This is a genomic window from Amycolatopsis sp. NPDC041971, assembly GCF_055588925.1.
In genome coordinates this window covers 47,921-68,791 of the sequence record NZ_JBVJCE010000017.1, presented here as the reverse complement: position 1 = coordinate 68,791, position 20,871 = coordinate 47,921, and the positions used below count along the sequence as shown (strand labels likewise).

The window sequence follows — 20,871 nt, the reverse complement described above, 5'->3', positions numbered from 1 at the left end:
GGGGTACGCGGCTTTCGCGCCGGCCCCTTGCTGCCGCCGCTTCGCGCCGTGCTCCGTTTCCTGGTAGTCGACCCGCTAGCCATGTCTCCACGGTAGCCGCCTCGACCCTTCAGCCCCGGCTGCCACTCGGGGCACATCCGGAACATTCGTCTCAGATCACAGCTTGAGCGGCCATCCGGGTGAAAAGCGGTTCATGACATGCTCTGCCCCATGTTCGCGCTGCATCAGGATGAGAATTCGGCTCGCCGCGCCCCGGCCATCTGGCGCACGATGCTGAACATCGACCGGGGGCTGGTCAACTTCGTCGGCAAACTCACCGTGACCGGCGGTGTCCCGGTGGAACTGCGTCGGCGGCCGTTGCTCATGGCGGCCAACCACATCGGCGTTTTCGACGCGTTCGTGCTGATGGCGGCCTGCAAACGGATCGGCATCAACCCGCGGTTCATGCTGGCGGGGGGCATCCTCGACGCGCCGGTCATCGGCCCCGCGCTGCGGGTCAGCGGCCATCTGCGGGTGGACCGCAAACAGGCTTCGACGGCCATCGGCCAGTTCACCGAAGCCACCGAAGCGCTGCGGACCACCCATGACCCGTTGATCGTCTACCCCGAGGGCCGGATCAGCCACGATCCCGGTCTGTGGCCGGAGCGCGGCAAGACCGGCGCGGCACGGCTCGCGCTGGCCGCCGGGGTGCCGGTGATCCCGATCAGCCAATGGGGCGCGCACGAGGCCGTGTACTGGGGGACGGAGACCGTCAACGGGCCAGCCGACCTGGTGCCCCTCGCCAAGTCCGGCCTGAGCGCGCCCATGCGGCGGCCGCGGTTCAAGGTGCATTTCGGCGAGCCGGTGGACCTGTCTGCGGTCGAGCCGGAACGGCCGGGCGCCGGGGTCCGCGCGCACGCCAAGATCATGCAGGCGATCACCGACGGCCTGGTACCGCTGCGCCACGACGAACTCGACAAACCGCGCTTCCACGACCCGACGCGGCCGACCGACACCGTCAGTCCCTGGAAGAAGTACTGAGTTCCGGCAGGCTCGAACCGGGTAATCCGTGCGCAGCTGTCTAGCGGTACATCGCCGACGGCCTTTCAAGGACGGGTGAACGGAACCGCGCACCTGTCTTCCGCGTCGTAGGGTGGTCACACAGCGTCACGCTACGGGGAGGAAGCGGGATGACCGGCGGCTACGAGGTGGTCCTGGAATCGATCGGCGCGGCATCAAGCGCGGCGAAACGCGCTTCGGACGATGTCGGGAAGGTGAACCTCGCGGCCACGCTCGCCGACGTCGCGGCAGGCCTGCCGGGTGGCGTATCCGGTGAAGCGGCCCGGCTGCTCGCCGACGCCTGGGGCCGCGCGGTGCGCGGCTGGGCCGAGAACACCGCGGACTACTCCGCACGACTCGACGCGGCGGCCGTCCGCTACCGCACGAACGAGCAGGAGGCGTCGCGGGATCTGCGCGCCGCCGGGACGCCTGCCTGATGCTCACCTGGGGTGACGTGCGCCGGTGGGATCCGGCCGCGATCGGCCGCGTGGCCGACGCGCTCAACGACGGTTGCACCCGGATCATCGCCGCGAACGACGACGTCGGAGCCATGGCCGGCTTCACGGGCTGGACCGGCGAGGCGGCCACCGCCGCGTCGACACGGGGTGAATCGCTGACCTCCACCCTGGAGCGGCTCGTCGCCGAGGCATCCGCGGTCCGGCGGGGTGCCCACGAGGTGCAGATCGCACTGGACCGAATCGTCGCGTTCGTGCGGGAGACCGACGAACTGGCGCACCGGAACGGTCTGGCCATCGGCCCCGGCGGCGAGATCTCCGTCGGCGTCGCGCGGCCTGACCTGGCTCGCGTGACGGCGGAGCTGGCCGACCGGATCGAACAGGGCCTGCGCCGCGCGGCGGACGTCGACGCCGATTTCGCCGCGATCCTGCGCCGGGCTCTTCGTGGCGAGATCACCGAACAGGGTGGCGGCACCCTCGCCCAAGCGGCGGACGCCGGGGCCGCGCAAAGCGGCCTGTCGATCATCGGGCCACCGGAGAACGGCTCCCCCGGCGACAACAAGGCCTGGTGGGCAAGCCTGTCGGATACGGCGAAAGTCGCGCTGCTGCAAGGGAACCCAGGGCTCGTCGGGAATCTGGACGGCATCCCGGCGGCCGACCGCGACGCCGCCAACCGCGCCGTGCTCGCCCGCGAGATCGCCCGGCTTCAAGGCGATCCCAAACTCAAGGGCCTGGAAGCCATCGAACGACGGCTGGCCCAGTCGGAGCCGCAGGCGTTCCTGCTGGGCTTGGACACCAGCGGTGATGGGAAGGCGATCGTTTCGGCGGGAAATCCCGACACCGCCGCGAATGTGGCGACCTACGTGCCGGGAACCGGTTCGGAACTGGCGAAGATCGGCGGCGATCTCAATCGTTCCGACAAGATGTGGGCCGTGGCGACGACCGCGGGCTCGCCGTCGACAGCGGTGATCACCTGGCTCGGCTACGACGCGCCGAACGAGATCACCGACGCCGCGAGCGCCAAGTACGCCGATAGTGGTAAGGCGGCCCTCGCCGACTTCCAGGACGGGTTACGGGAAACACATCAAGGACCGCCTTCGCACAACACGGTGCTGGGCCACAGCTACGGCACCACCGTCGTCGGGCACGCGGCGGTCGACGGCGGCCTCGCCGCGGACGAACTCATCTTCGTGGCGAGTCCCGGCGTCGGCGCGCACGACGTGAGCGAACTGCACCTCGACGGGGTGAATCAGGACGAGATAGGCAAACACGTGCACGCGACGGTGGCCGAACACGACATGATCAACCTGGCCAACGTCGAGATCGCGGGGTACGACCCGATCCTCGGCCAGGATCCGACCGACGCGGACTTCGGCGGACAGGTGTTCACCTCGGCACCGGGCACGGATGGGTGGGGCGGGTACAGCACGGAGGCGCACAGCGAATACTGGGAAGACAACAACCCGTCGCTCCGGAATATCGGCCTGATCATCGCGGGAAAGCCCGCCTCGTGAGACTTACGCTTCTGACCGCTCTTCTCGTACTCTTGTCCGCTTGTTCCGCCGGAGGTGGAGACACCATGAAACCGACCATCACCGAACACGAAGCGAAAGACAAGGTCGAGCAGTACATCGACGGCGCGTTCTCCGCGCTACCCGGCTCGGCGGGACGGAAACCGTTCACCCAGCACAGGTCCGAATGCACCGACCCCACCGACGACGGGCCCCAAGGCCGCTTCGAGATCTCCGCGACCTATGAGGTGACCGGCCTCGAACCGGCACGGTTCGCGGAATACTTCGACGCCATCGTTCAGTGGTGGTCGGCTCATGACTTCACGGTCCTGACGGATTCGCGGCCGAAAGATCAATATGTTTTCGTCAGGAACAACGCGGACGCTTTCGACATGTCCGTACAGGCGAACGACCTCGGCAAGTTCTACGTCGGAGCGACCTCCCCTTGCGTCTGGCCGAACGGCACGCCCGAACCCCAGGCCGTCGAAGCCGCCGAACCCGGGCAGCCGGTCGCCTCTCCCCCGGAACCGGAACCGGGACCGGTCCGTAGACCGCGCCGCGCTCCCGTCGACGACGAGGACTTCGCCCAGACCGACTGGACCGACGGCGGCGCCTCCTTCTGACGGCCCACCATGGTCACCAGGCGGGTAGTGAAGGCCTCCTTCGCCACCTTCGGGGTCAGGGTTCCGGCAAAGTCGCATAGCCGCTGGTCGGTGGCGCTTTTGGTGGTTCGAACTGGACTTTCGACGGGGGTGGATGACAGGGCACCTTGAGCGTCAAGCGTCCACAAAGGACATTATTCGGCCGCTGAATGTCCATTTCATGCGTTTAGGTACGTTTTTCGATCGGGGTCGTGAGTGAAATTCAGGGCCAGAATCCTCTCTTTCACTCACGACCCGGTCGAATAACGCCCAAATCGGGCACTGCGACCTCGGAGACGTCCTATGTGGACAGTCGAGAAAGATGTCAGGCGACTGTGGCAAGCCCGCCTCTGTCGCCGCAACACCCACTTGACCAGTGGTTATGCGACTTTGCCGGAACCCTGACCTTCAGAGTAGGCAAGGAGGCCTTCACGGACCGGTGAGCGCCGGGGACCTCGCGACGATCCCCACCCGACGGGATCATCACCGTCAGCAGCAGCCAGCCAAATACCACCGCTCACGAGCCCGGACCGAAAACCAGCCGCTGGGAAAACGGGTCGCCCCGCCGCCACCGGACCTTTACCCTCCGGCCGTGACCGCCGAACTCGCCGCCGCCCCCGCCCAGCACGTCGCGCGTCGCGGCCGGGGCATCACGCTCATCCTGCTCGCCGCGCTCTTCTTCGGAACCTCGGGCGTGCTGGGCAAACCGGCGATGCAGGCCGGCTTGTCGCCGGAGCAGGTCGCGGCGATCCGTATCGGGCTGTCGGCGATCGTGCTGCTCGGACTGGTCGCCGTCTTCCGGCCGAAGCTCCTCAAAGTGACGAAGCGCGAGTGGCCGCTTCTGCTGGCGTACGGCTCGCTCGGCGTGGCCGGCGTTCAGCTCATGTACTTTCTCGCGGCGGACCGGATCCCGGTCGGGATCGCGATCCTGCTCGAGTTCACCTCACCGGTGCTGATCGCGCTGTGGGTGCGGTTCGTGCGGCGGGTGCGGCTGCCGAAGGCGATGTGGGCGGGGATCGCGCTGGCGATGACAGGGCTCGTACTGGTCGCGCAGGTCTGGGAGGGGCTGAGCCTGGACATCGTCGGGTTGCTCGCCGGGCTGGGCGCGGCCGTCTGTTCGGCGGGCTACTTCCTGCTCGGGAACGCGGTGTCGCGGACCGCGATCCGCTCGGCATGGTCACCTGGGGGATGACGATCGGCGCCGTCCTGGTGTGCGCGGTCGCGCCGCCGTGGACGATCCCGTGGGGTGTGCTCGACGCCCCGACGACGTTCGGGCCGTGGCGGCCGCCGGTGTGGTCGCTGCTGATCGCGTTGGTGCTGATCGCGACCGTCCTCGCCTACGCGACGGGCATGGCGGCGCTGCGTCATCTCCCGGCGTCGGTGGCGAGCGTCGTGGGGCTGGTGGAGCCGCTGATCGCCACCACCGCGGCCTGGCTGCTGCTGGGGGAGGCGCTCAGCTGGATCCAAGCCGCGGGCGCGGTCGTACTGCTGACCGGCGCGTACATCGTCCAGCTGAATTCGAACGTGGTCCAGACGGACTCAACCCTGCTGGAGGCCCCGTAGGTCGTTGATCTCCTGCTGCTGTGAACGTGACGTCGTCGCGGCGAGGTCGCGGGCGTCGGGGTTGCGGCCGTGCTGGGTTTCGACGTCGGCGATGCGGAGGCCCGCCTCGCGCTGGCGGATCAGCCGGGCGACGAACTGACGATCGAAGTCCTTTCCGGACAGTCCCGCCAATTCCGCCATTTCCCCGGGGCCGATGTATCCGTCGCGCTGGATATGTTCGAGGTTCGGGTCGTCCGGCGCGGGCTGACCCCAGGCCTCGATGAGCGCCGAAAGCCGCGCGATCTCAGGTTCGTGCGTGTCGATGATCCGCTTGGCGAGCACCTTCAGCTGCTCGTTCCCCGCACGGGTTTCCGCCAGTGAAGCCAGATCCACGCCCTGCTGGTGGTGCGCGAGCGCCTGCCGCGCGAACGCGACATCGGCGTCGTTGAACGGAGCGGCGGCCTGTTGCGCGCCCGGTGAAGACCCGGGAGGCGCCGTCTGCGACTGGGGCGCCTCGTCCGAGCAGCCCGCGAGCGCGACGGCGGCCAGGGCGACGGCGGGCAGGAACCGGAGGACGGCGTGCGACATCGAAGAGCTCCTCGGAACGCGCGGTGGAGGTGCCTAGGTTGGCAGAGCCCACATCGGCCTGTTCACCGGGGGTTGCGCAAACACTTTTCCGCCGGCACTCGTGGTGCGACAATCCCGCGATCCACCGCCGCTCCGCCAGGAGGTGACGGCGTATGGGCGCAGAAACCACGACCGAGCGGACGGGGTTGCGCCCGGACCTGCGGCAACGCCACGTCCGGATGATCGCGCTCGGCGGCATCATCGGCGCGAGCCTGTTCATCGGCAGCGGCGCGGTCATCCATACCGTCGGCCCGGCGGCCGTCCTCTCCTACGCCATCGGCGGCCTGATCATCGTGCTGGTGACGCGGATGCTGGGCGAGATGGCGACGGCCGCGCCGTCCCAGGGTTCCTTCATGGAATACGCGAGGACTTCGCTCGGCGGCTGGGCGGGTTTCACCGTCGGCTGGCTGTACTGGTACTTCTGGGTCGGCGTGGTCGCGTTCGAGGCCGTCGCCGGGGCGAAGATCCTCCAGACCTGGATTCCCGTTGTACCGCAATGGATCTTCGCTATCCGTGGCTGAGCCGGCTCACGCTCGCCGGGACGCTGGCCGTGGTCGCGTCGATGCTGTTCGTGGACGCGGACACGCGGGCCCAGCTGTACCTGAGCCTGCTCAGCCTGGATCCGGCCGAGAGCACGGTAAAGCACCTCTCCGATCGACGCGGGATCACGGCTGAGGAAGGCCTGGCCGCCGGTCGGGAGGACGAGCTGCCCGAGTCCGGCTTCGTCGGCGTCCGGGCCCGATCCCGGGGGAGAGCAAAGGCACCGGGCGCTCCCGGTCGTGCGGTTTTCCCAGCTCGGCCGGCCGCTGCCTGACCGGCGCCATCGGCAGGCAGCGCGAGCGCCAGTAGCGAGAGCGGCCTCCGTCTTCGGGTCCGGGCGGTGGCGTGGCGTCCCGCCGACTCTCCCGGCATGGCGTTCGAGGTTACGACACCCCACCCTTAGGGGAAGGCTGCGACTTTCGGCGTAGAAGAACCCTACCGAGGCGGGAGGTGATCGAACGCGGGTCGCGGAACACTTGCCCCGTAACGAAAACACTCGAAACCGGGGGAATCCGTGATGAACCGGCCCACTCGTGCGGAACAACGCAAAGCCCGCAACGCCCTGTTCGGTCAGGCGATCACGATCGCCTTCGCTCTGCTGATGACGGTGGCCGCCGGTCGGTCTTCATCGGGATGAGCCGTGCGTGGGCGACCGGCGAGTTCGCCCAAGGGCGCCAGGGTGACGGCCATGAGTGCGCGGCGTCGGGCCGCTCCACCCGCGCGTCGGTGAAGTCGGCGTCTTGTTCGAACACAGCGTCGGCGAAGGTGGTCGTCCCGTTGAACATCGCGGCGGCGAAGGTCGCGTACCGGGGGAAGGACGCGCCGCTGAAGTCGGCGTCGCCGGTGAAGCACGCCCTGTCGAAGTTGACGAAAGGCGAGAACCGGGTCCCGCGGAAGTCCCCGCGGACGATCAGGCTGTCCTGGAGATCGGCACCCACGAGGAAAGTGTCCGCGAAGTCGGGCTCGACGAGTACCGCGTCCCGCAGTTCCAGCTCTTCGACCGCCCAGAATTCGAAAGGCCGGGCCTCCCCCGCGGGCCACCTGAAGTGCCGGGTGAGGAGCCTCTGCGCGGCGAGCCGGACGTGGAGCTCGTCCTCGTCTTCGACCGGGTACGCGAAGGGCTTGCGCAGGTAGGCGCAGGTCAGCCCGACGACGTCTTCCCTGGCGTCGGGTTCCTCGCGCCCGTAGCGCTCCAGGAGCGCGAAGCATTCGAGGCGCTCTGCGGCGTCCTCGCTGTCCATCATCTCGACGACGCGTTCCCAGCGGTCCCGCCGGAGTCCCGCGGCCACCTGTTCGGGCTGGAGCCGCCGGTCGCGGCGGACGCCCTCGATGTATGTCCGGAGGAGGTAGATCGCCCCCACTCCGAGCGCCACCCCCGCCAGCGCGGCCAAGACGTGCACCCCCACCATCACCATGCGGCGATTATGCGCGAGAAGGCCCTCCGTACGTCGTGAGTGGCGATTCGGGTTAGAACCCCAATCGCCACTCACGACCCGCTAGACCGGGATGACCGTCGGCACGATCATCGGACGGCGCCGGTAGGTGTCGGCGACCCAGCGGCCGACGACGCGGCGCACGGCCTGCGCGATGCGATGGGTGTCGGTGATGCCCTCGGCCTCGGTCCTGGCGAGTTCCATCTCCACCATCGGGAGCACGGCGTCGAGTGCCTTCGGGTCGTCGGAGAACCCACGTCCGGACACCGTCGGACGGGTCACGGCGCGGCCGGTGCTGGTGTCCACGGCGACGGTGATGGCGATGAAGCCGCCTTCGCCGAGCACGAGCCTGTCGGACAGCGTCGACTCGCCGACGTCGCCGACCGAGAGGCCGTCGACGTACACGTGCCCGACCTCGACGCGGCCGGTCCGCGTGGCCTTGCCGTCGACGAGGTCGACCACGACGCCGTCCTCGGCGATGACCACGTTCTCCGGCGCGACACCCGTGCGCACGGCCAGTTCACCGTTGGCGCGCAGGTGCTTCCACTCGCCGTGCACCGGCATGACGTTGCTGGGGCGCACCGCGTTGTACAGGTACAGCAGCTCGCCCGCCGACGCGTGCCCGGACACGTGCACCTTGGCGTTGCCCTGGTGCACGACGTTCGCGCCGAGCCGGGTGAGGCCGTTGACGACGCCGAAGACCGCGGTCTCGTTGCCCGGGATCATCGAGCTGGCCAGCACGACGGTGTCGCCCGCGCGGATCGAGATCTGCCGGTGCTCGCCACGCGCCATCCGCGACAGCGCCGAAAGCGGCTCGCCCTGCGAACCGGTCGACACGAACAACACCTTGCTCTCGGGCAGGTCGCTGGCCTGGTCGAGGTTGACCAGCAGGCCGTCGGGCACGTTCAGCAGGCCCAGGTCGGCGGCGATACCCATGTTCCGGACCATCGACCGGCCGACGAAGGCCACCCGGCGGCCGTGCCGGGTGGCGGCGTCGAGCACCTGCTGGACGCGGTGCACGTGGCTCGCGAAGCAGGCGACGATGACGCGCTGGTCGACCCGGCGGACGACGTCGTCGAGCACCGGGCCGATGTCGCGTTCCGGCATGACGAATCCGGGCACCTCGGCGTTGGTCGAGTCGACGCAGAACAGGTCCACGCCCTCGTCGCCGAGCCGGGAGAACCCGGCGAGGTCGGTCAGCCTGCCGTCGAGCGGGAGCTGGTCGAGCTTGATGTCACCGGTGTGCAGCACGACCCCCGCCGGCGTGCGGATGGCCACCGCGAGCGCGTCCGGGATGGAGTGGTTGACCGCGAAGAACTCGAGGTCGAAGGTGCCCACCTTGCGGCGCTCACCCTCGCGGACCTCGATCAGGTTCGGCCGCTGACGGTGCTCCTTGGCCTTGGCCGCGAGCAGCGCGTTCGTGAATCTGGAGCCGTAGATCTTCAGGTCCGGGAAGAGCCGCAGCAGGAACGGCACGGCACCGATGTGGTCCTCGTGCCCGTGAGTGAGGACGAGGCCGTCGATGTCCTCGAGGCGGTCTTCGATGGCGCGGAAGTCGGGCAGGATCAGGTCGACGCCGGGCTGGTCGTCTTCGGGGAAGAGCACCCCGCAGTCGACGATCAGCAGACGGCCGCCGAACTCGAAGACGGTCATGTTGCGCCCGACTTCGCCAATCCCGCCGAGCGCCACGACGCGCAAAGCGCCTTCGGGCAGCGCCGGCGGCGGGTTGGTCGGTCCGGGTCCGGTTGACAATGAACTCACCGAGGCATGGTCCCTACGCTGGTATGTGAGGTCGGCGCCGTGTAGGCCGCCGCTGAATCTGCTTGTGCCACCCGAGCACCATGCCAGTCACTGGCGGCGCTTTCGCCGAGCGGCACGCCTCCCTGGGCGAGATCGGCGGAAATCGCCTGGAGTTGCTCGTCGTTCGCGGCCACGATGGGCAGCCGCGGGTCGCCGATGTCGAAGCCGCGCAACCGCAGCGCCGCCTTCGAGAACGCGACCCCGCCGACGCGGGACATCGCCCGCAGGACCGGCAGCATGCCGCGGTGGTTGGTGCGCGCGGTCGAGGTGTCGCCGGACTCGTAGGCGTCCATCATGCCGCGGATCCGGCCGGCCACTACGTGCCCGATCACGCTGACCACGCCGGTGCCGCCGACGGAGAGCCACGGGAGGTTGAGGCCGTCGTCGCCGGAGTAGTAGGCGAGCTGGGTGTTCGCGATGACCTCGGAGCCGGCGATCAGGTCGCCCTTGGCGTCCTTGACCGCGAGGATGCGCGGGTGCTCGGCCAGCCGCAGCAGCGTATCGACCTCGATGGGGACGATCGAGCGCGGCGGGATGTCGTAGAGCATCACCGGCAGCTCGGTGGCGTCGGCCACGGTGGTGAAATGCGCGTAGAGCCCGGCCTGGCTGGGCCGCGAGTAGTACGGCGTGACGACGAGGATGCCGTGGGCGCCCGCCGCTTCGGCCTGCTTCGCCTGCTCGATGCTGTGTGCGGTGTTGTTCGTGCCCGCCCCGGCGACGATCGTCGCGCGGTCACCGACGGCCTCGACGACGGCGCGGATCAGTTCGGCCTTTTCGGCGTCGGTCGTGGTGGGGCTCTCCCCGGTCGTGCCGTTCACGACGAGACCGTCGTTGCCCAGTTCCACGAGGTGTTCGGCCAGCTCCTGCGCCCGCTTGAGGTCCAGCGCGCCGTCGGCGTCGAAGGGGGTGGCCATCGCGGTGAGCACGCGCCCGAACGGTCTTCCCGGCGCTGCGGTAGGTGGAGTGGACATGCTGTGAAGGTACCTCCTGCGGCCGTTCGCCCCCTTGCCGACGTGGTCATTCCCGAGAATGCGGGAGATTTTCCGTGGCGAAGGCGAACTCGGCGCAAACTCTTTGTGAGCTATTTGACCTTGGTCGTGATCCGGGCGGGGATCTGGCTTCCGTCAGCCTTGGCGAGCAGGCAGTAGTACCCACGCGAGTAGCTCGACGAACTCGACTCGTTCTCGTCCACGGGCCGCTTCCATTCCGCCTCGGTCGGGACGACCGCCCGCCAGGTCAGCGAGGCTCGCCGCGGCGCGGGCACGACGTTCGAGTTGAAGGTCGCCGCGCAGATCGTCTCGGCGATCCGGTTGACCGTTTCCGCCCCCGGATACTCGGCGATCTGCGCGTCGTCGTCGCCGGCCGACTCGACTTCGAGCAGTGCCCGCTTGGCGAAGATCTCCATCAGGTGGTCCTTGTCGCAGCTGACCCCGTCGTTCAGGTTGACGCCCTCTTTGAGCGGCACGTTGAAGCAGTCCCCGGACGAACCGAGTTTGACCTGGCCGTTGATGCCGTAGGTCAGGGTGGGCTGCGCCTGGTCGTTCCCCTCCGGCGCGGCCATCCAGCGGCCGAGGAAGATCCCGCCGACCAGGGCGCCGATCACCGCTATGGCGGCCAGGCTGAGCCACAGTGGACGGAGGTCGCGCTTGGCGGGCCCGGGCGCGAGCCTGGTCATCGGCTGGCCTGGCGGCAGCATCGCCGTGCCACCCGAAGGCGGGGTCGGCAAGGCCTGCACCCCCTGCGCGGCCGCGAGCAGGCCGTGCACCTGGTCGTACGACATCCGTGCCTCGGGTTTGGTGACCAGCAGGCCGAGGATCGCGGCGGCCAGCGGGCCCTGGACCCGGGTCAGGTACGGGGCCTCGGTCATGATCGCGTGCAACGTCGCGGCGGTGGTCGACCGTTCGAACGCGACGATGCCCTCCGCGGCGAAGAACAGCGTCGTGCCCAGCGACCAGAGGTCGGATTCGGGCATCGCGTCGCGGCCTTCGACCCGTTCCGGCGCCATGAACGCGGGCGAGCCGACGATCATGCCGCTGGTGGTGAGGCGCGGGTCGTCGGCGGCGTGCGCGATGCCGAAGTCGGTGAGCTTCACCCGGCCGTCCGGCGCGACCATGATGTTCGCCGGTTTGACGTCGCGGTGCACGATCCCGGCGGCGTGCGCGGCCCGCAGCGCGGACAGCACCCGCTCCCCCACCAGCGCGATCTGCTGGGCGGGCAGGGGTCCGCGGTCGCGGACCAGGTCGGCCAGCGTCGGCGCCTCGACCAGCTCCATCACGATGTAGGTGGCGCCGTTCTCGGTGACGACGTCGTACACGGTGACCACGGCCGGGTCGTTGAGACGCCCGGCGGAGCGGACCTCGCGCAGCATCCGCTCCGACAGCACCGAGGCGTCCTCGGGCGCGTTCGGGAACTTCAGCTCCTTGATCGCCACCTGACGGCCGATGACCTGGTCCTGCGCACGCCAGACGACGCCCATCCCGCCGCGGCCGAGTTCGCCCAGCAGGGCGTATCGGCCGGCGACGATCCGCGCGCCGGTGGCCTGATGCGTCTGCGGGGGCGGCCCGTACGGACGGGTCTGTTCGTCGGTCAAGGTTCGGTGCTCCTTCGGTTCGCGCAGGATGCTAACTCGGACCCGTTCGCGCCTCGAAAGGTTCCTTCTCCCCGCTTCTGGTTCAGACCGTGACCTCGTGCCCGGCTTCCCGGAGCGTCTTCACCGCGCGCTCGAGTTCGGGAGCCCGGACCAGCACGTGGTCGGTGTCGAAAGTGGACATCGAGAACAACGCCACCCCGGCGGCGGCCAGCTCGCTGGACAGCGCCGCGATGATGCCGGTCAGCGTGAAGGCCAGCGGCCCGCGGACCGAAAGCAACCGCCAGCCGTCCTCGACCGTGGCCCCGGCCGGCGCGAGACCGGCCGGGCAGATCACCGACAGCTCCTCGGGCGTGCGCGTGAGGGAGATCAGCACGGGCTCGCCGGGGTCGAGCAGGTTCGCCGGAATCGGCGCGTCCGGGGCGAGGCGGGCGACCGCGTACTCGCCGGGCCGGACGTCGATCGCGAGGCGTCGCATCAGCCCTCGAGCACCTTCGGGCTGGAAGCGACCTCGGTGCCGTCGGGCAGCGCGGAGATGGTGAAGTCCGCGAACACGTTGCCCGAGGCCTTCTGCAGCTCGCGCAGGCAGTCGATGGCCAGGGCGCGGATCTCGACGTCGGCGTGCTCGGTGGCGCGCATCGCGATGAAGTGCCGCCAGGCGCGGTAGTTGCCGGTGACGACGATGCGGGTCTCGGTCGCGTTCGGCAGCACGGCGCGGGCGGCCTGGCGGGCCTGTTTGCGGCGCAGGGTCGCGCTCGGCACGTCGGCGAACTTCTCCTCGAGCCCGGCGAGCAGCTCGGTGTAGGCGTCGACGGCGGCCTGCGAGGCGGCGAGGAACTTCGCGTGCAGCTCCGGGTCCTGCGCGATGACGTCGGGCTCGACGAACGCGGCGTCGCGCTCGGGGACGTAGCGCTGCGAAAGCTGCGAGTAGGAGAAGTGGCGGTGGCGGATCAGCTCGTGCGTCAGCGAGCGGGAGATCCCGGTGATGTAGAAGCTGACGGACCCGTGCTCCAGCACCGAAAGGTGGCCCACGTCGATGATGTGCTCGAGGTAGCCGGCGTTGGTGGCCGTCTTCGGGTTCGGCTTCTTCCAGGACTGGTAGCAGGCCCGGCCCGCGAATTCGGCCAGCGCCTCACCACCGTCGGCATCGGTCGACCACGGTACGTCCGACGGCGGGAAGAACTCCGTCTTCGCGATCAGTTGAACCTTGGGTGACACGGTCTCGGCCACGTTCGCACTCCCTTTCGACCCCTGCTCCACGACTTCGGGCAGCGTAACCGCAACCCTGTTCGACGGCGGGCCGACATCACGGTGACGTCATCGTCTTCTTGACTGACATCACTTCTGACGTCATAGTGGTGTCATGGATCTGACGCCGTACATCACAAGCCTTCGCGAGGACCTCGCGAACACGGCTTCGGCCGGCGACGAGCAGACGCGGCGCGCTGCCGCGCTGCTGTCGTCGGCGCTGGAGCCGGCCGCCCGCCTGACCATCATGAACGCCCTCGCCGACCTGGCCGCCGAAGTGACTTCAGCGCTGCCGGGGCATGCCGTCGACGTCCGGCTCGACGGCCGCGACGTGCGCGTCGTCGTCACCGGCTCCGCCGAGGGCACCGAGCAGTCCGCCCCCCGCCAGGAGGCGCCGCGGGAAGCCCCGCGCCCGCCCAAGGTGGACACGGGCGACATCACCCGCATCACGCTGCGCCTGTTCGAGCAGGTCAAGGGCCAGGCCGAGGCCGCGGCGTCCGCTCAGGGCGTTTCGTTGAACACATTTGTCTCGCAGGCCGTCCAGGGGGCGCTGGGCAAGAGCGGCGGCGAGCACTGGAACTACAAGCAGAAGCCGGGCGGCGGTGCCGGTTCGCACCTGCACGGCTGGGTCCAGGGCTGAGGGGACGGAAATGACCGAGGAAAGCATTCCCGCCGGTGAAGAGACCGTGCGCGTCGAGGATTTCGAGGCTGAGGGCCCGATCGAGATCGACGTGAGCGTGGCCATCGGCCGGGTGACCATCGAACTGACCGGCGAGAGCGGGGTCCACGCCGAGGTACGCCGGGACGGCGGCGAACAGCAGCCGTGGGTGGACGGCATGACGAGCCTGCTCAGCTGGGTCGGCGAACGTTTCGGCGACCAGCTCGGCGGTTCGCCGTCGGGTTCGGCGGACTCGGCGGGTGGCGCCGTGGCGCAGACCCGGATCGAGAAGGTCGGCAACCGGCTGGTCGTCCAGGCGCCGAAGGCTTGGCAGCTGAAGAACGTCCCGCTCGCCGTGACGGTCCGGGCGCCCGCCGGTTCGCACCTGGAAGTGCGGGCAGGGGCGGCCGACGTCACAGTCACCGGTTCGGCCGGACGAGCTGACCTCATGACCGGGGCGGGCAAGGTCGGCTTGGAACGGGCCGACGGCTCGGCGATCGTCCGCACCGGCACCGGCGACATCAAACTCGGCCCGACCCTGTCCGGTCTGCAACTGCGCACCGGCAGCGGCTCCGTCGAAGCGTCCTCGGTGAGCGGTTCGGCCACGGTCGCGACCGGCACGGGCGACGTCTGGCTCGGCGAGGTCGCGGGCGAGGTCCTGGCGCGCACCGGCAGCGGCGACCTCTCGGTGGCGGACGCCGCCTCCGGGACGCTGGAGCTGACCACCGGATCGGGTGGAGTCCGGGTCGGCATCCGCGGCGGTGTTCAGGCGGAGATCGATCTTTCGTCGACGACCGGGTCGGTGTCGAGCGAGCTCGATGTCGCGGAGAGCGCCCCTGCGGAGGTTTCGCTGAAGGTGCGGGCGCGCACCGGCACCGGCGACGCGGTGGTGACCAGCGCGGCCTGAACCGCGGGCCGAGGGGGGATCGGGGGACCTTTGCGCTCACTTTTCCACGGGGGTGGGAGCGAAGGTCCCTCGCTCAGCCGAGTGTCATGAATGACCCTTTCAGGACTTTGGCCCGAGCGCTGCCTCAGGCAGGGCGGCGAAGTAGTGAAGGCCTCCTTCACGGACATCCCCGTGGGAGCCACCGCTATGAACGGTCCGTTCCTTGCAAATTTTGCAAGGAACGGACCGTTCATTGCATTCGCGAGGAGGTCGGGCTCAGCGCACGAGGCGCGAAAGCACCGGCGCCAGGTCGCCCCGCTCCCCCACCACGACCCCGTCCAGCCCCTGCCATTCCGCCATCAGCCGCAGTTCCCCGGCGAGCTCACTCGCGACCCGCGCGACGTCCACGCCGAGCTCGGCGAAGGCGCCCTGAACGCGAAGTACCCCGGCGGCCCGATCGCATTTGAGGTCGACGCGGCCGACGAGCTCGCCGTCGAGCAGGAACGGGAACACGTAGTACCCGTAGATCCGTTTCGGCTCGGGAACGTAGATCTCGATGCGGTAGAAGAAATCGAAGATGCGCTCGGTGCGGGCGCGTTCCCAGATCAGCGGGTCGAACGGCGACAGCAGGGCCCGGCCGGTGACCGACCTCGGCGCTTTCGCCGCGACGTGCCGGTATGCCGGGGCGGGCCAGCCGTCGACGGTCACCGGTTCCAGAATGCCCGCGTCGACCAGCTCGGCCACCGCCCGCTTGCTGACGTCGGGGCCGAGCCGGTAGTAGTCCCGCAGATCCGGTTCGGTGCCGATGCCCAGCGCGACGGCGGCGCGGGTGATCAGTTCGCGAGCGCCTTCCTCCGGGCTCACCCGCAGCGACAGGATCTCCGGCGGGACCACGCGTTCGGTCAGGTCGTAGAGCCGCTCGAACGACCGGCGCGTGCCTGTGGTCAGCTGACCCATCCCGAAGAGCCACTCGCAGGCCTTTTTGACCTCCGACCGCTCCCACCACGAGCCGGGTCTGGAACCACCCGACTCACTCTCCAGCGCTCGCTCGATACCGCCCGCGCCGATCGGTCCCTGTTCCTTGACCACGGTGAGGATGTCGTCCACCAGCTGGGGAGTCTGCTCCAGCACCCGCGCGTAGTTCGTCCACCAGCCCATGCGTTTCGCCCCGGACCGCAGGAGCGGCCAGTCCGCGATCGGCAGCAGACTCGCCTCGTGCGCCCAGGATTCGACCAGCATCCGGGGTTTGCGCGCGGAGTGGGACCAGGCCGCGTCGTCCACCAGCGCGGGCTCGTACGCGCCGAGCCGGGAGAACAGCGGCATGTAGTGCGCGCGGACCGCGACGTTCACCGAATCCAGTTGCAGCAACTGGATTCGCGACAGCACGCGGTGCAGATGCCGCCTCGTCACCGCTCCGCCCGGACGTGACTCGGCGAATCCCTGCGCGGCCAGTGCGATCCGGCGTGCGACCGGCCCGCTGATGGTCGTAGTGCTCATCGTCGGAATGGTGCCATCCACCACCGACAGTTTTCCGCCGCACCGCTGACTCCACCTTCCTCCCCACCCCCACCCTCAACGGATGGAGCTTCGCTCCGCTGTAGGTTTCCTGCATGGCCGCCGCCGAAGTCCGCCCAGCAGTCGTGTCCGACGCCTCCGAAATCGCGCGCATCCAACGCGACACCTGGCGAAGCGCCTACACGGAACTGCTCGGCGAAGCGGCCGTCGCCGAACTTGAGGACGTGGACCTCGAAAAGACCTGGGCCGAAACGATCGAGTATCCGGGCACGCGCGTCTTCGTCGCCACCGAAGGCGAGTTCACCGTCGGTTTCTGCGTCGCCGGCCGCGCTCCGGCGAGCGAGGCGGCCACCGCGGACGGAGCGCTGCCCGACGACGCTTCGACGACGGCGCTCATCGCCTCGCTGCTGGTCGAGCCCCGCTGGGGACGGCGCGGGCACGCGGGACGGCTGCTGGCGAACGCGTCCGCCTGGCTGCGCGAGGACGGCGCCACGCGCGGGATCAGCTGGGTCGCCCAGACCGATCACGCGTCACTGGGCTTCTTCCGACGTGCGGGGTGGTCCCCCGACGGAACCGTCCGCATCCTCGACACCGGAAGCACGAACGTGCGCGAAGTCCGGCTCACCGGCGGCCTCGCCCTCGAGCTCACTCCCTGACTTCGCGAACACGACCCAGCGCATCACCGAGTACATGAAGACGCCTTCGCACGCCCCGGCGATGAGCCGGGAGAGGCGGTAGTCGACGCCCAGCGCGGCCAGTCCCGCGCCGACGCCGAGCAGGAACGCCACGTAGTTGACGATGATCGCGACGACGTACAGCACCGCCTGCCTGCCGACGGGCGCGTGCGAGCGGAAGTTCATGCCACGGTTCAGCACGAAGCTCAACCCGAACGCCGTCACGTACGCGAGCGTGATCGCCAGCCACACCGGCAGGCCGAGCCAGCTCCGGAGCAGGGTCAGCAAGATCAGGTCGACCCCGAAGGTGAACCCGTTGATGAGCGCGAAACCGAGGAAACTCGGCGCCACCAGCCGGGAAAGTCCGAAGGGGAGGCGCCGGACCACGGCCGCGCAGAAGTCGGCGAAGCGATCCGCGAAACCCTCGCCGCGGACCGCGTCGTGCACGTCGGCCACGGATTCAGCATGGCAGCGGCAGGTGGCCGCGAGCCGACGAACAGGTGATCTTCTGGTGCGGCCCCGAAGTCGGGAACGGGGGCTGTCCCCAGTGCGTCCTCATTTTCAGCTGATAACTTGGAGAGAACGAAGATAACGGGGAGGCAACGATGGTGGGCTGGTTGCTCCTGTCGTTCGGCGTCGCCTTCGGTTCGGCGATCCTGCCCGTGGTCAGCATCGAGATGTTCCTCATCGGCCTGTGCGCGAGCCAGCCGACGATGCCGTGGCTACTGCTCGGCGCCATCGTCGCGGCGGGCCAGGTGGGCGGGAAGACGTTCTACTACCTCGCCGCGAAGGGCACGATCAAGCTCCCGAAACCGCTGCACGACCGCCTGCACCGGGAGCGGCCGCCGACTCCGCGCCGGGAACGGTGGCAGGCACGGACCAAGAAGATGCGTGCCCGGCTCGACGCCCTGCGCGAACGCTGCCACCGGCATCCGCGCTGGATGGCGGGCACCTACGGGGTGAGTTCGGTCCTCGGCCTGCCGCCGTACATGGCCACGAGTGTCCTCGCGGGGCTGGTGCGGATGCCACTGGCGAGCTTCCTGGCCACCGGGTTCCTCGGCCGCTGGCTGCGGTTCAGCGTGCTGGCCGCCTCCCCCACCCTGTTCGCGGGCTGGTTCCACTACTGACATCCCGCGTTTAGTCCTCTAAGTGCGGGAAGCGGCTTCGAGTTCCACAGCGCGCCGCATCGTCGCGCGGGCCCGTTTCCGGTCGCCGGCGATCTCGTACGCGTACGCCAGCCGATACCAGACGCGCCAGTTCTCCTGATCCGCCTCGACCTCGGCGCGGCGCTCCTCGAACCAGGCGTCCGCGGCGTCGCGATCCACCCGGCCCGAAGGCCGCCGGGGCAGATCGGAGACGTCGGGCAGACCGCCTTCTTCGTCCAGCCGCCGCGAAAGCCGCTGGATCTGGACGCCGGAACGCCAGGTGGTCGCGATGATCCAGACCCCGAGCAGCGGCAGCAGCAGGACCCCGATGCCGAAGATCACCGGCACCGTCTCACCGCTGCGCAGCAGCACGATCGCACGGCCCGCCAGCAGGACGACGTAGACCGCGAGCGCGGCCGTCATGACCAGCGCGAGATTGCGGGCCCTCACAGGTCGAGGATGTTCTCGAGACCGACCGTCAGGCCGGGCCGCGTGAGCACCGAGCGCACGCCGAGCAGCACGCCCGGCATGAACGACGTGCGGTGCAGCGAATCGTGCCGGATGGTCAGCGTCTCGCCCTCGCCGCCGAACAGGATCTCCTCGTGCGCCACCAGTCCGGGCAGCCGGACCGAGTGCACGCGGACGTCCTCGACGAGTGCGCCGCGGGCACCGTCCACTTCGGACGTCGTCGCGTCTTCGCCGGGAGTGAGTCCGGCTTCCGCGCGAGCCTCGCCGATCAGCCGCGCGGTGTGCGCGGCGGTACCGGAGGGCGCGTCGGCCTTGCGGTTGTGGTGCAGTTCGATGACCTCGGCGGAGTTGTAGAACCGCGCCGCCTGCTGGGCGAACCGCATCGCCAGCACCGCGCCGAGCGCGAAGTTCGGCGCGATGAGCACGCCGACCGACGGGTCGGCCGCGAGCCACGAGCGCAGCTTCTCCAGCCGCTCCTCGCTGAACCCCGTGGTGCCGACGACGGCGTGGATTCCGTTGCCGGTCAAGAACTCCAGGTTGCCCATCACCGCGTCGGGATGGGTGAAGTCGACGACGACCTGCGCCTGCTTGAGCGCCGAAAGATCGTCACCGGCGTCGAGCGCGGCGACGAGGTCCATGTCGTCGGCGCCGTCGACGGCGTTGACCACTTCCTGGCCCATCCGGCCGCGTGCGCCCAGCACACCGACGCGAATTCCAGCGGTCATGATGCGATCACCTCGTGCAGGTCGTCCGGAAGGTCGTCGGCGTGAGCGTACGGCCCGACCACCGCCGCCGCCGACACGCCACCGGGGCCGCGCAGCAGAGTGCGAGCGAGCGCACAGACCTCTTCGGTGGTGACGGCGTCGATCCGCGCCACCGTGTCGTCGACGCCGAGATAGCGGCCGTAGTTCAGTTCGTTCTTGCCGATCCGCGACATCCGCGACGAGGTGTCCTCGAGACCGAGCACGAGCCCGCCCCGCAACTGCCCCTTCGCCCGCGCGACCTCGGCTTCGCTCAGCCCGTCCTTGCCGACGACTTCGAGCACCTCGCGGATCAGCCCGGCGACCTCGCCGAGTTTCTCCGGCTGGCAGCCCGCGTACACCGCCATGTGCCCGGCGTCGGCGTAGCTCGCGACGGACGAGTACACCTGGTACGCCAGCCCGCGCTTCTCGCGGACCTCCTGGAACAGACGCGAACTCATCCCGCCGCCGAGCGCGGCGTTGAGCACCGACTGCGCGAAACGGCGGTCGTCGTGCCGTGAAAGCGAACGCAGGCCGAGCATCACGTGCGCCTGCTCGGTGTCGTCGGTGTGCAGCGCGAGTTTCGGCACCATCGCGATCCGCGCACGGCCGCCGCGCGGCGCCACGGGCGTCGCCGTACCCGTCAGCTTGTGCCGCAAAGCCTTGCGTACCAAGCGAAGCACTTGAGCGTGCTCGATGTTCCCGGCGACGGCGAGCACCATCCGCGGCAACGTGTAGCGGCGCCGGTAGAACCCGCGCAGCGCCGACGCGGACATCTCCACGATGGACTTCTCGCTGCCGAGCACCGGACGGCCCAGCGCGTGATCGCCCAGGATCGCGCCGACGAACGTCTCGTGCAGCAGGTCTTCGGGGTCGTCGTCGCGCATCGAGATCTCTTCGAGTACGACACTGCGCTCGGTCTCGACGTCCTTGTCCGTGCACAGCGCCTCGAACACGACGTCGGTGACGAGATCCATCGCCAGCGGCAGGTCCTCGTCGAGCACCTGCGCGTAGTAGCAGGTGTGCTCCTTCGCGGTGAAGGCGTTGAACTCGCCGCCGACCGCGTCGATCTCTTCGGCGATCTGAGTGGCGTCGCGGTTCGTGGTGCCCTTGAACAACAGGTGCTCGAGGTAGTGCGCCGCACCCTCGACCGACGAAGGCTCGTCACGGGATCCGACGCCGACCCACAGCCCGACCGTCGCCGACCGGGAGGCGGGCACATGTTCGGTGATGACCCGGAGGCCACCGGCCAGCACACTGCGCTTGACCACCGCGCCGTCCGAAGTGGACTCCAGCGTGCGGGTGCTGCCGACGGGCTGTTCGTGCCCAAAGATCTGACGAGCCAACGGATCCCTTACTCACA

Annotated in this window: 20 protein-coding genes and 3 pseudogenes; 11 read left to right on the top strand and 12 right to left on the bottom strand. The window is 69.2% G+C overall.

Translation table 11 applies throughout. The annotated features are described in order from the left end of the window. Positions 1–210: 210 nt before the first annotated feature. From ACZ6DT_RS29455 to ACZ6DT_RS29435, 5 genes and pseudogenes are all read left to right on the top strand, one after another. Positions 211–1,020 carry a lysophospholipid acyltransferase family protein gene (locus ACZ6DT_RS29455; RefSeq protein WP_465601308.1) on the top strand — a complete coding sequence of 270 codons (810 nt, stop codon included), beginning with the start codon at positions 211–213 and terminating at the stop codon, positions 1,018–1,020. Positions 1,021–1,169: 149 nt separating this feature from the next. Beyond that, a complete protein-coding gene (locus ACZ6DT_RS29450) occupies positions 1,170–1,475 on the top strand; it encodes a hypothetical protein (RefSeq protein WP_465601305.1) in 306 nt (101 codons plus the stop codon). Next, entirely contained in the window at positions 1,475–3,007 is a 1,533-nt protein-coding gene (locus ACZ6DT_RS29445; protein WP_465601302.1) for an alpha/beta hydrolase, read from the top strand. Before ACZ6DT_RS29450 ends, ACZ6DT_RS29445 begins: the two co-directional genes overlap by 1 nt. Before the next feature lie 65 nt (positions 3,008–3,072). Further along, entirely contained in the window at positions 3,073–3,627 is a 555-nt protein-coding gene (locus tag ACZ6DT_RS29440; protein ID WP_465601299.1) for a hypothetical protein, read from the top strand. 610 nt (positions 3,628–4,237) lie between these two features. After that, positions 4,238–5,208 (top strand): annotated as a pseudogene (locus ACZ6DT_RS29435) (EamA family transporter). On the opposite strand, the gene ACZ6DT_RS29430 reads toward ACZ6DT_RS29435, so the two are convergent. Further along, positions 5,185–5,775: a DUF305 domain-containing protein gene (locus ACZ6DT_RS29430; protein ID WP_465601296.1), complete on the bottom strand. Its 591-nt coding sequence runs from the start codon at positions 5,773–5,775 to the stop codon at positions 5,185–5,187. The pseudogene ACZ6DT_RS29435 and the gene ACZ6DT_RS29430 overlap by 24 nt on opposite strands. A gap of 152 nt (positions 5,776–5,927) precedes the next feature. Between ACZ6DT_RS29430 and ACZ6DT_RS29425 the strand changes: the two are divergent. Together ACZ6DT_RS29425 and ACZ6DT_RS29420 are read left to right on the top strand one after the other, a co-directional pair. Next, positions 5,928–6,326 (top strand): annotated as a pseudogene (locus tag ACZ6DT_RS29425) (amino acid permease); the annotation flags it as partial. Next, positions 6,311–6,628: a hypothetical protein gene (locus ACZ6DT_RS29420; RefSeq protein ID WP_465601293.1), complete on the top strand. Its 318-nt coding sequence runs from the start codon at positions 6,311–6,313 to the stop codon at positions 6,626–6,628. The pseudogene ACZ6DT_RS29425 and the gene ACZ6DT_RS29420, both read left to right, overlap by 16 nt. 304 nt (positions 6,629–6,932) lie before the next feature. On the opposite strand, the gene ACZ6DT_RS29415 is transcribed toward ACZ6DT_RS29420, so the two are convergent. From ACZ6DT_RS29415 to thyX, 6 genes are all read right to left on the bottom strand, one after another. Continuing rightward, positions 6,933–7,769 (bottom strand): pentapeptide repeat-containing protein, encoded by an 837-nt coding sequence (locus ACZ6DT_RS29415; protein ID WP_465601291.1) that lies wholly within the window; start codon positions 7,767–7,769, stop codon positions 6,933–6,935. A gap of 81 nt (positions 7,770–7,850) precedes the next feature. After that, entirely contained in the window at positions 7,851–9,539 is a 1,689-nt protein-coding gene (locus ACZ6DT_RS29410) for a ribonuclease J (RefSeq protein WP_465601705.1), read from the bottom strand. Between the two features lie 5 nt (positions 9,540–9,544). Further along, positions 9,545–10,558 carry a 4-hydroxy-tetrahydrodipicolinate synthase gene (gene dapA / locus ACZ6DT_RS29405; RefSeq protein ID WP_465601288.1) on the bottom strand — a complete coding sequence of 338 codons (1,014 nt, stop codon included), beginning with the start codon at positions 10,556–10,558 and terminating at the stop codon, positions 9,545–9,547. Positions 10,559–10,668: 110 nt separating this feature from the next. Continuing rightward, on the bottom strand, positions 10,669–12,177 hold the full coding sequence (locus ACZ6DT_RS29400; RefSeq protein ID WP_465601285.1) for a serine/threonine-protein kinase: 1,509 nt from the start codon (positions 12,175–12,177) through the stop codon (positions 10,669–10,671). Between the two features lie 82 nt (positions 12,178–12,259). Next, on the bottom strand, positions 12,260–12,652 hold the full coding sequence (locus ACZ6DT_RS29395) for an ACT domain-containing protein (RefSeq protein ID WP_465601282.1): 393 nt from the start codon (positions 12,650–12,652) through the stop codon (positions 12,260–12,262). Next, positions 12,652–13,404, bottom strand: a complete 753-nt coding sequence (gene thyX, locus ACZ6DT_RS29390) for an FAD-dependent thymidylate synthase (RefSeq protein ID WP_005156312.1) — start codon at positions 13,402–13,404, stop codon at positions 12,652–12,654. Before thyX ends, ACZ6DT_RS29395 begins: the two co-directional genes overlap by 1 nt. 133 nt (positions 13,405–13,537) lie before the next feature. Between thyX and ACZ6DT_RS29385 the strand changes: the two genes are divergently transcribed. After that, the gene (locus ACZ6DT_RS29385) at positions 13,538–14,062 is read left to right on the top strand and encodes a toxin-antitoxin system HicB family antitoxin (protein ID WP_465601279.1); all 525 of its coding nucleotides are present in this window, start codon (positions 13,538–13,540) and stop codon (positions 14,060–14,062) included. A gap of 10 nt (positions 14,063–14,072) precedes the next feature. Next, the gene (locus tag ACZ6DT_RS29380; protein ID WP_465601276.1) at positions 14,073–14,987 is read left to right on the top strand and encodes a DUF4097 family beta strand repeat-containing protein; all 915 of its coding nucleotides are present in this window, start codon (positions 14,073–14,075) and stop codon (positions 14,985–14,987) included. 255 nt (positions 14,988–15,242) lie between these two features. Here ACZ6DT_RS29380 and ACZ6DT_RS29375 read toward each other — a convergent pair whose 3' ends face one another. Beyond that, positions 15,243–16,463: a winged helix-turn-helix domain-containing protein gene (locus tag ACZ6DT_RS29375; RefSeq protein WP_465601274.1), complete on the bottom strand. Its 1,221-nt coding sequence runs from the start codon at positions 16,461–16,463 to the stop codon at positions 15,243–15,245. 113 nt (positions 16,464–16,576) lie between these two features. Here ACZ6DT_RS29375 and ACZ6DT_RS29370 point away from each other — a divergent pair, with 113 nt between their 5' ends. After that, positions 16,577–17,137, top strand: coding sequence for a GNAT family N-acetyltransferase (locus ACZ6DT_RS29370; RefSeq protein ID WP_465601271.1), 561 nt, complete (start codon positions 16,577–16,579; stop codon positions 17,135–17,137). 66 nt (positions 17,138–17,203) lie between these two features. Here ACZ6DT_RS29370 and ACZ6DT_RS29365 read toward each other — a convergent pair. Beyond that, a pseudogene (locus tag ACZ6DT_RS29365) lies at positions 17,204–17,506 on the bottom strand (GtrA family protein); the annotation flags it as partial. A gap of 254 nt (positions 17,507–17,760) precedes the next feature. On the opposite strand from ACZ6DT_RS29365, the gene ACZ6DT_RS29360 reads away from it, so the two are divergent. After that, positions 17,761–18,282 carry a YqaA family protein gene (locus ACZ6DT_RS29360; RefSeq protein ID WP_465601268.1) on the top strand — a complete coding sequence of 174 codons (522 nt, stop codon included), beginning with the start codon at positions 17,761–17,763 and terminating at the stop codon, positions 18,280–18,282. Positions 18,283–18,300: 18 nt separating this feature from the next. Here the strand turns inward: ACZ6DT_RS29360 and ACZ6DT_RS29355 are convergent, their stop codons facing one another. Genes ACZ6DT_RS29355 through ACZ6DT_RS29345 form a run of 3 tightly spaced genes read right to left on the bottom strand, consistent with a single transcriptional unit; the run spans position 18,301 to position 20,854 of the window. Beyond that, the gene (locus tag ACZ6DT_RS29355; RefSeq protein ID WP_465601265.1) at positions 18,301–18,750 is read right to left on the bottom strand and encodes a tetratricopeptide repeat protein; all 450 of its coding nucleotides are present in this window, start codon (positions 18,748–18,750) and stop codon (positions 18,301–18,303) included. Continuing rightward, positions 18,747–19,493 (bottom strand): 4-hydroxy-tetrahydrodipicolinate reductase, encoded by a 747-nt coding sequence (gene dapB / locus ACZ6DT_RS29350; RefSeq protein WP_465601262.1) that lies wholly within the window; start codon positions 19,491–19,493, stop codon positions 18,747–18,749. The genes ACZ6DT_RS29355 and dapB overlap by 4 nt, the downstream gene beginning before the upstream one ends. After that, the gene (locus ACZ6DT_RS29345) at positions 19,490–20,854 is read right to left on the bottom strand and encodes a M16 family metallopeptidase (protein ID WP_465601259.1); all 1,365 of its coding nucleotides are present in this window, start codon (positions 20,852–20,854) and stop codon (positions 19,490–19,492) included. The genes dapB and ACZ6DT_RS29345 overlap by 4 nt, the downstream gene beginning before the upstream one ends. Between the last annotated feature and the right edge of the window lie 17 nt (positions 20,855–20,871).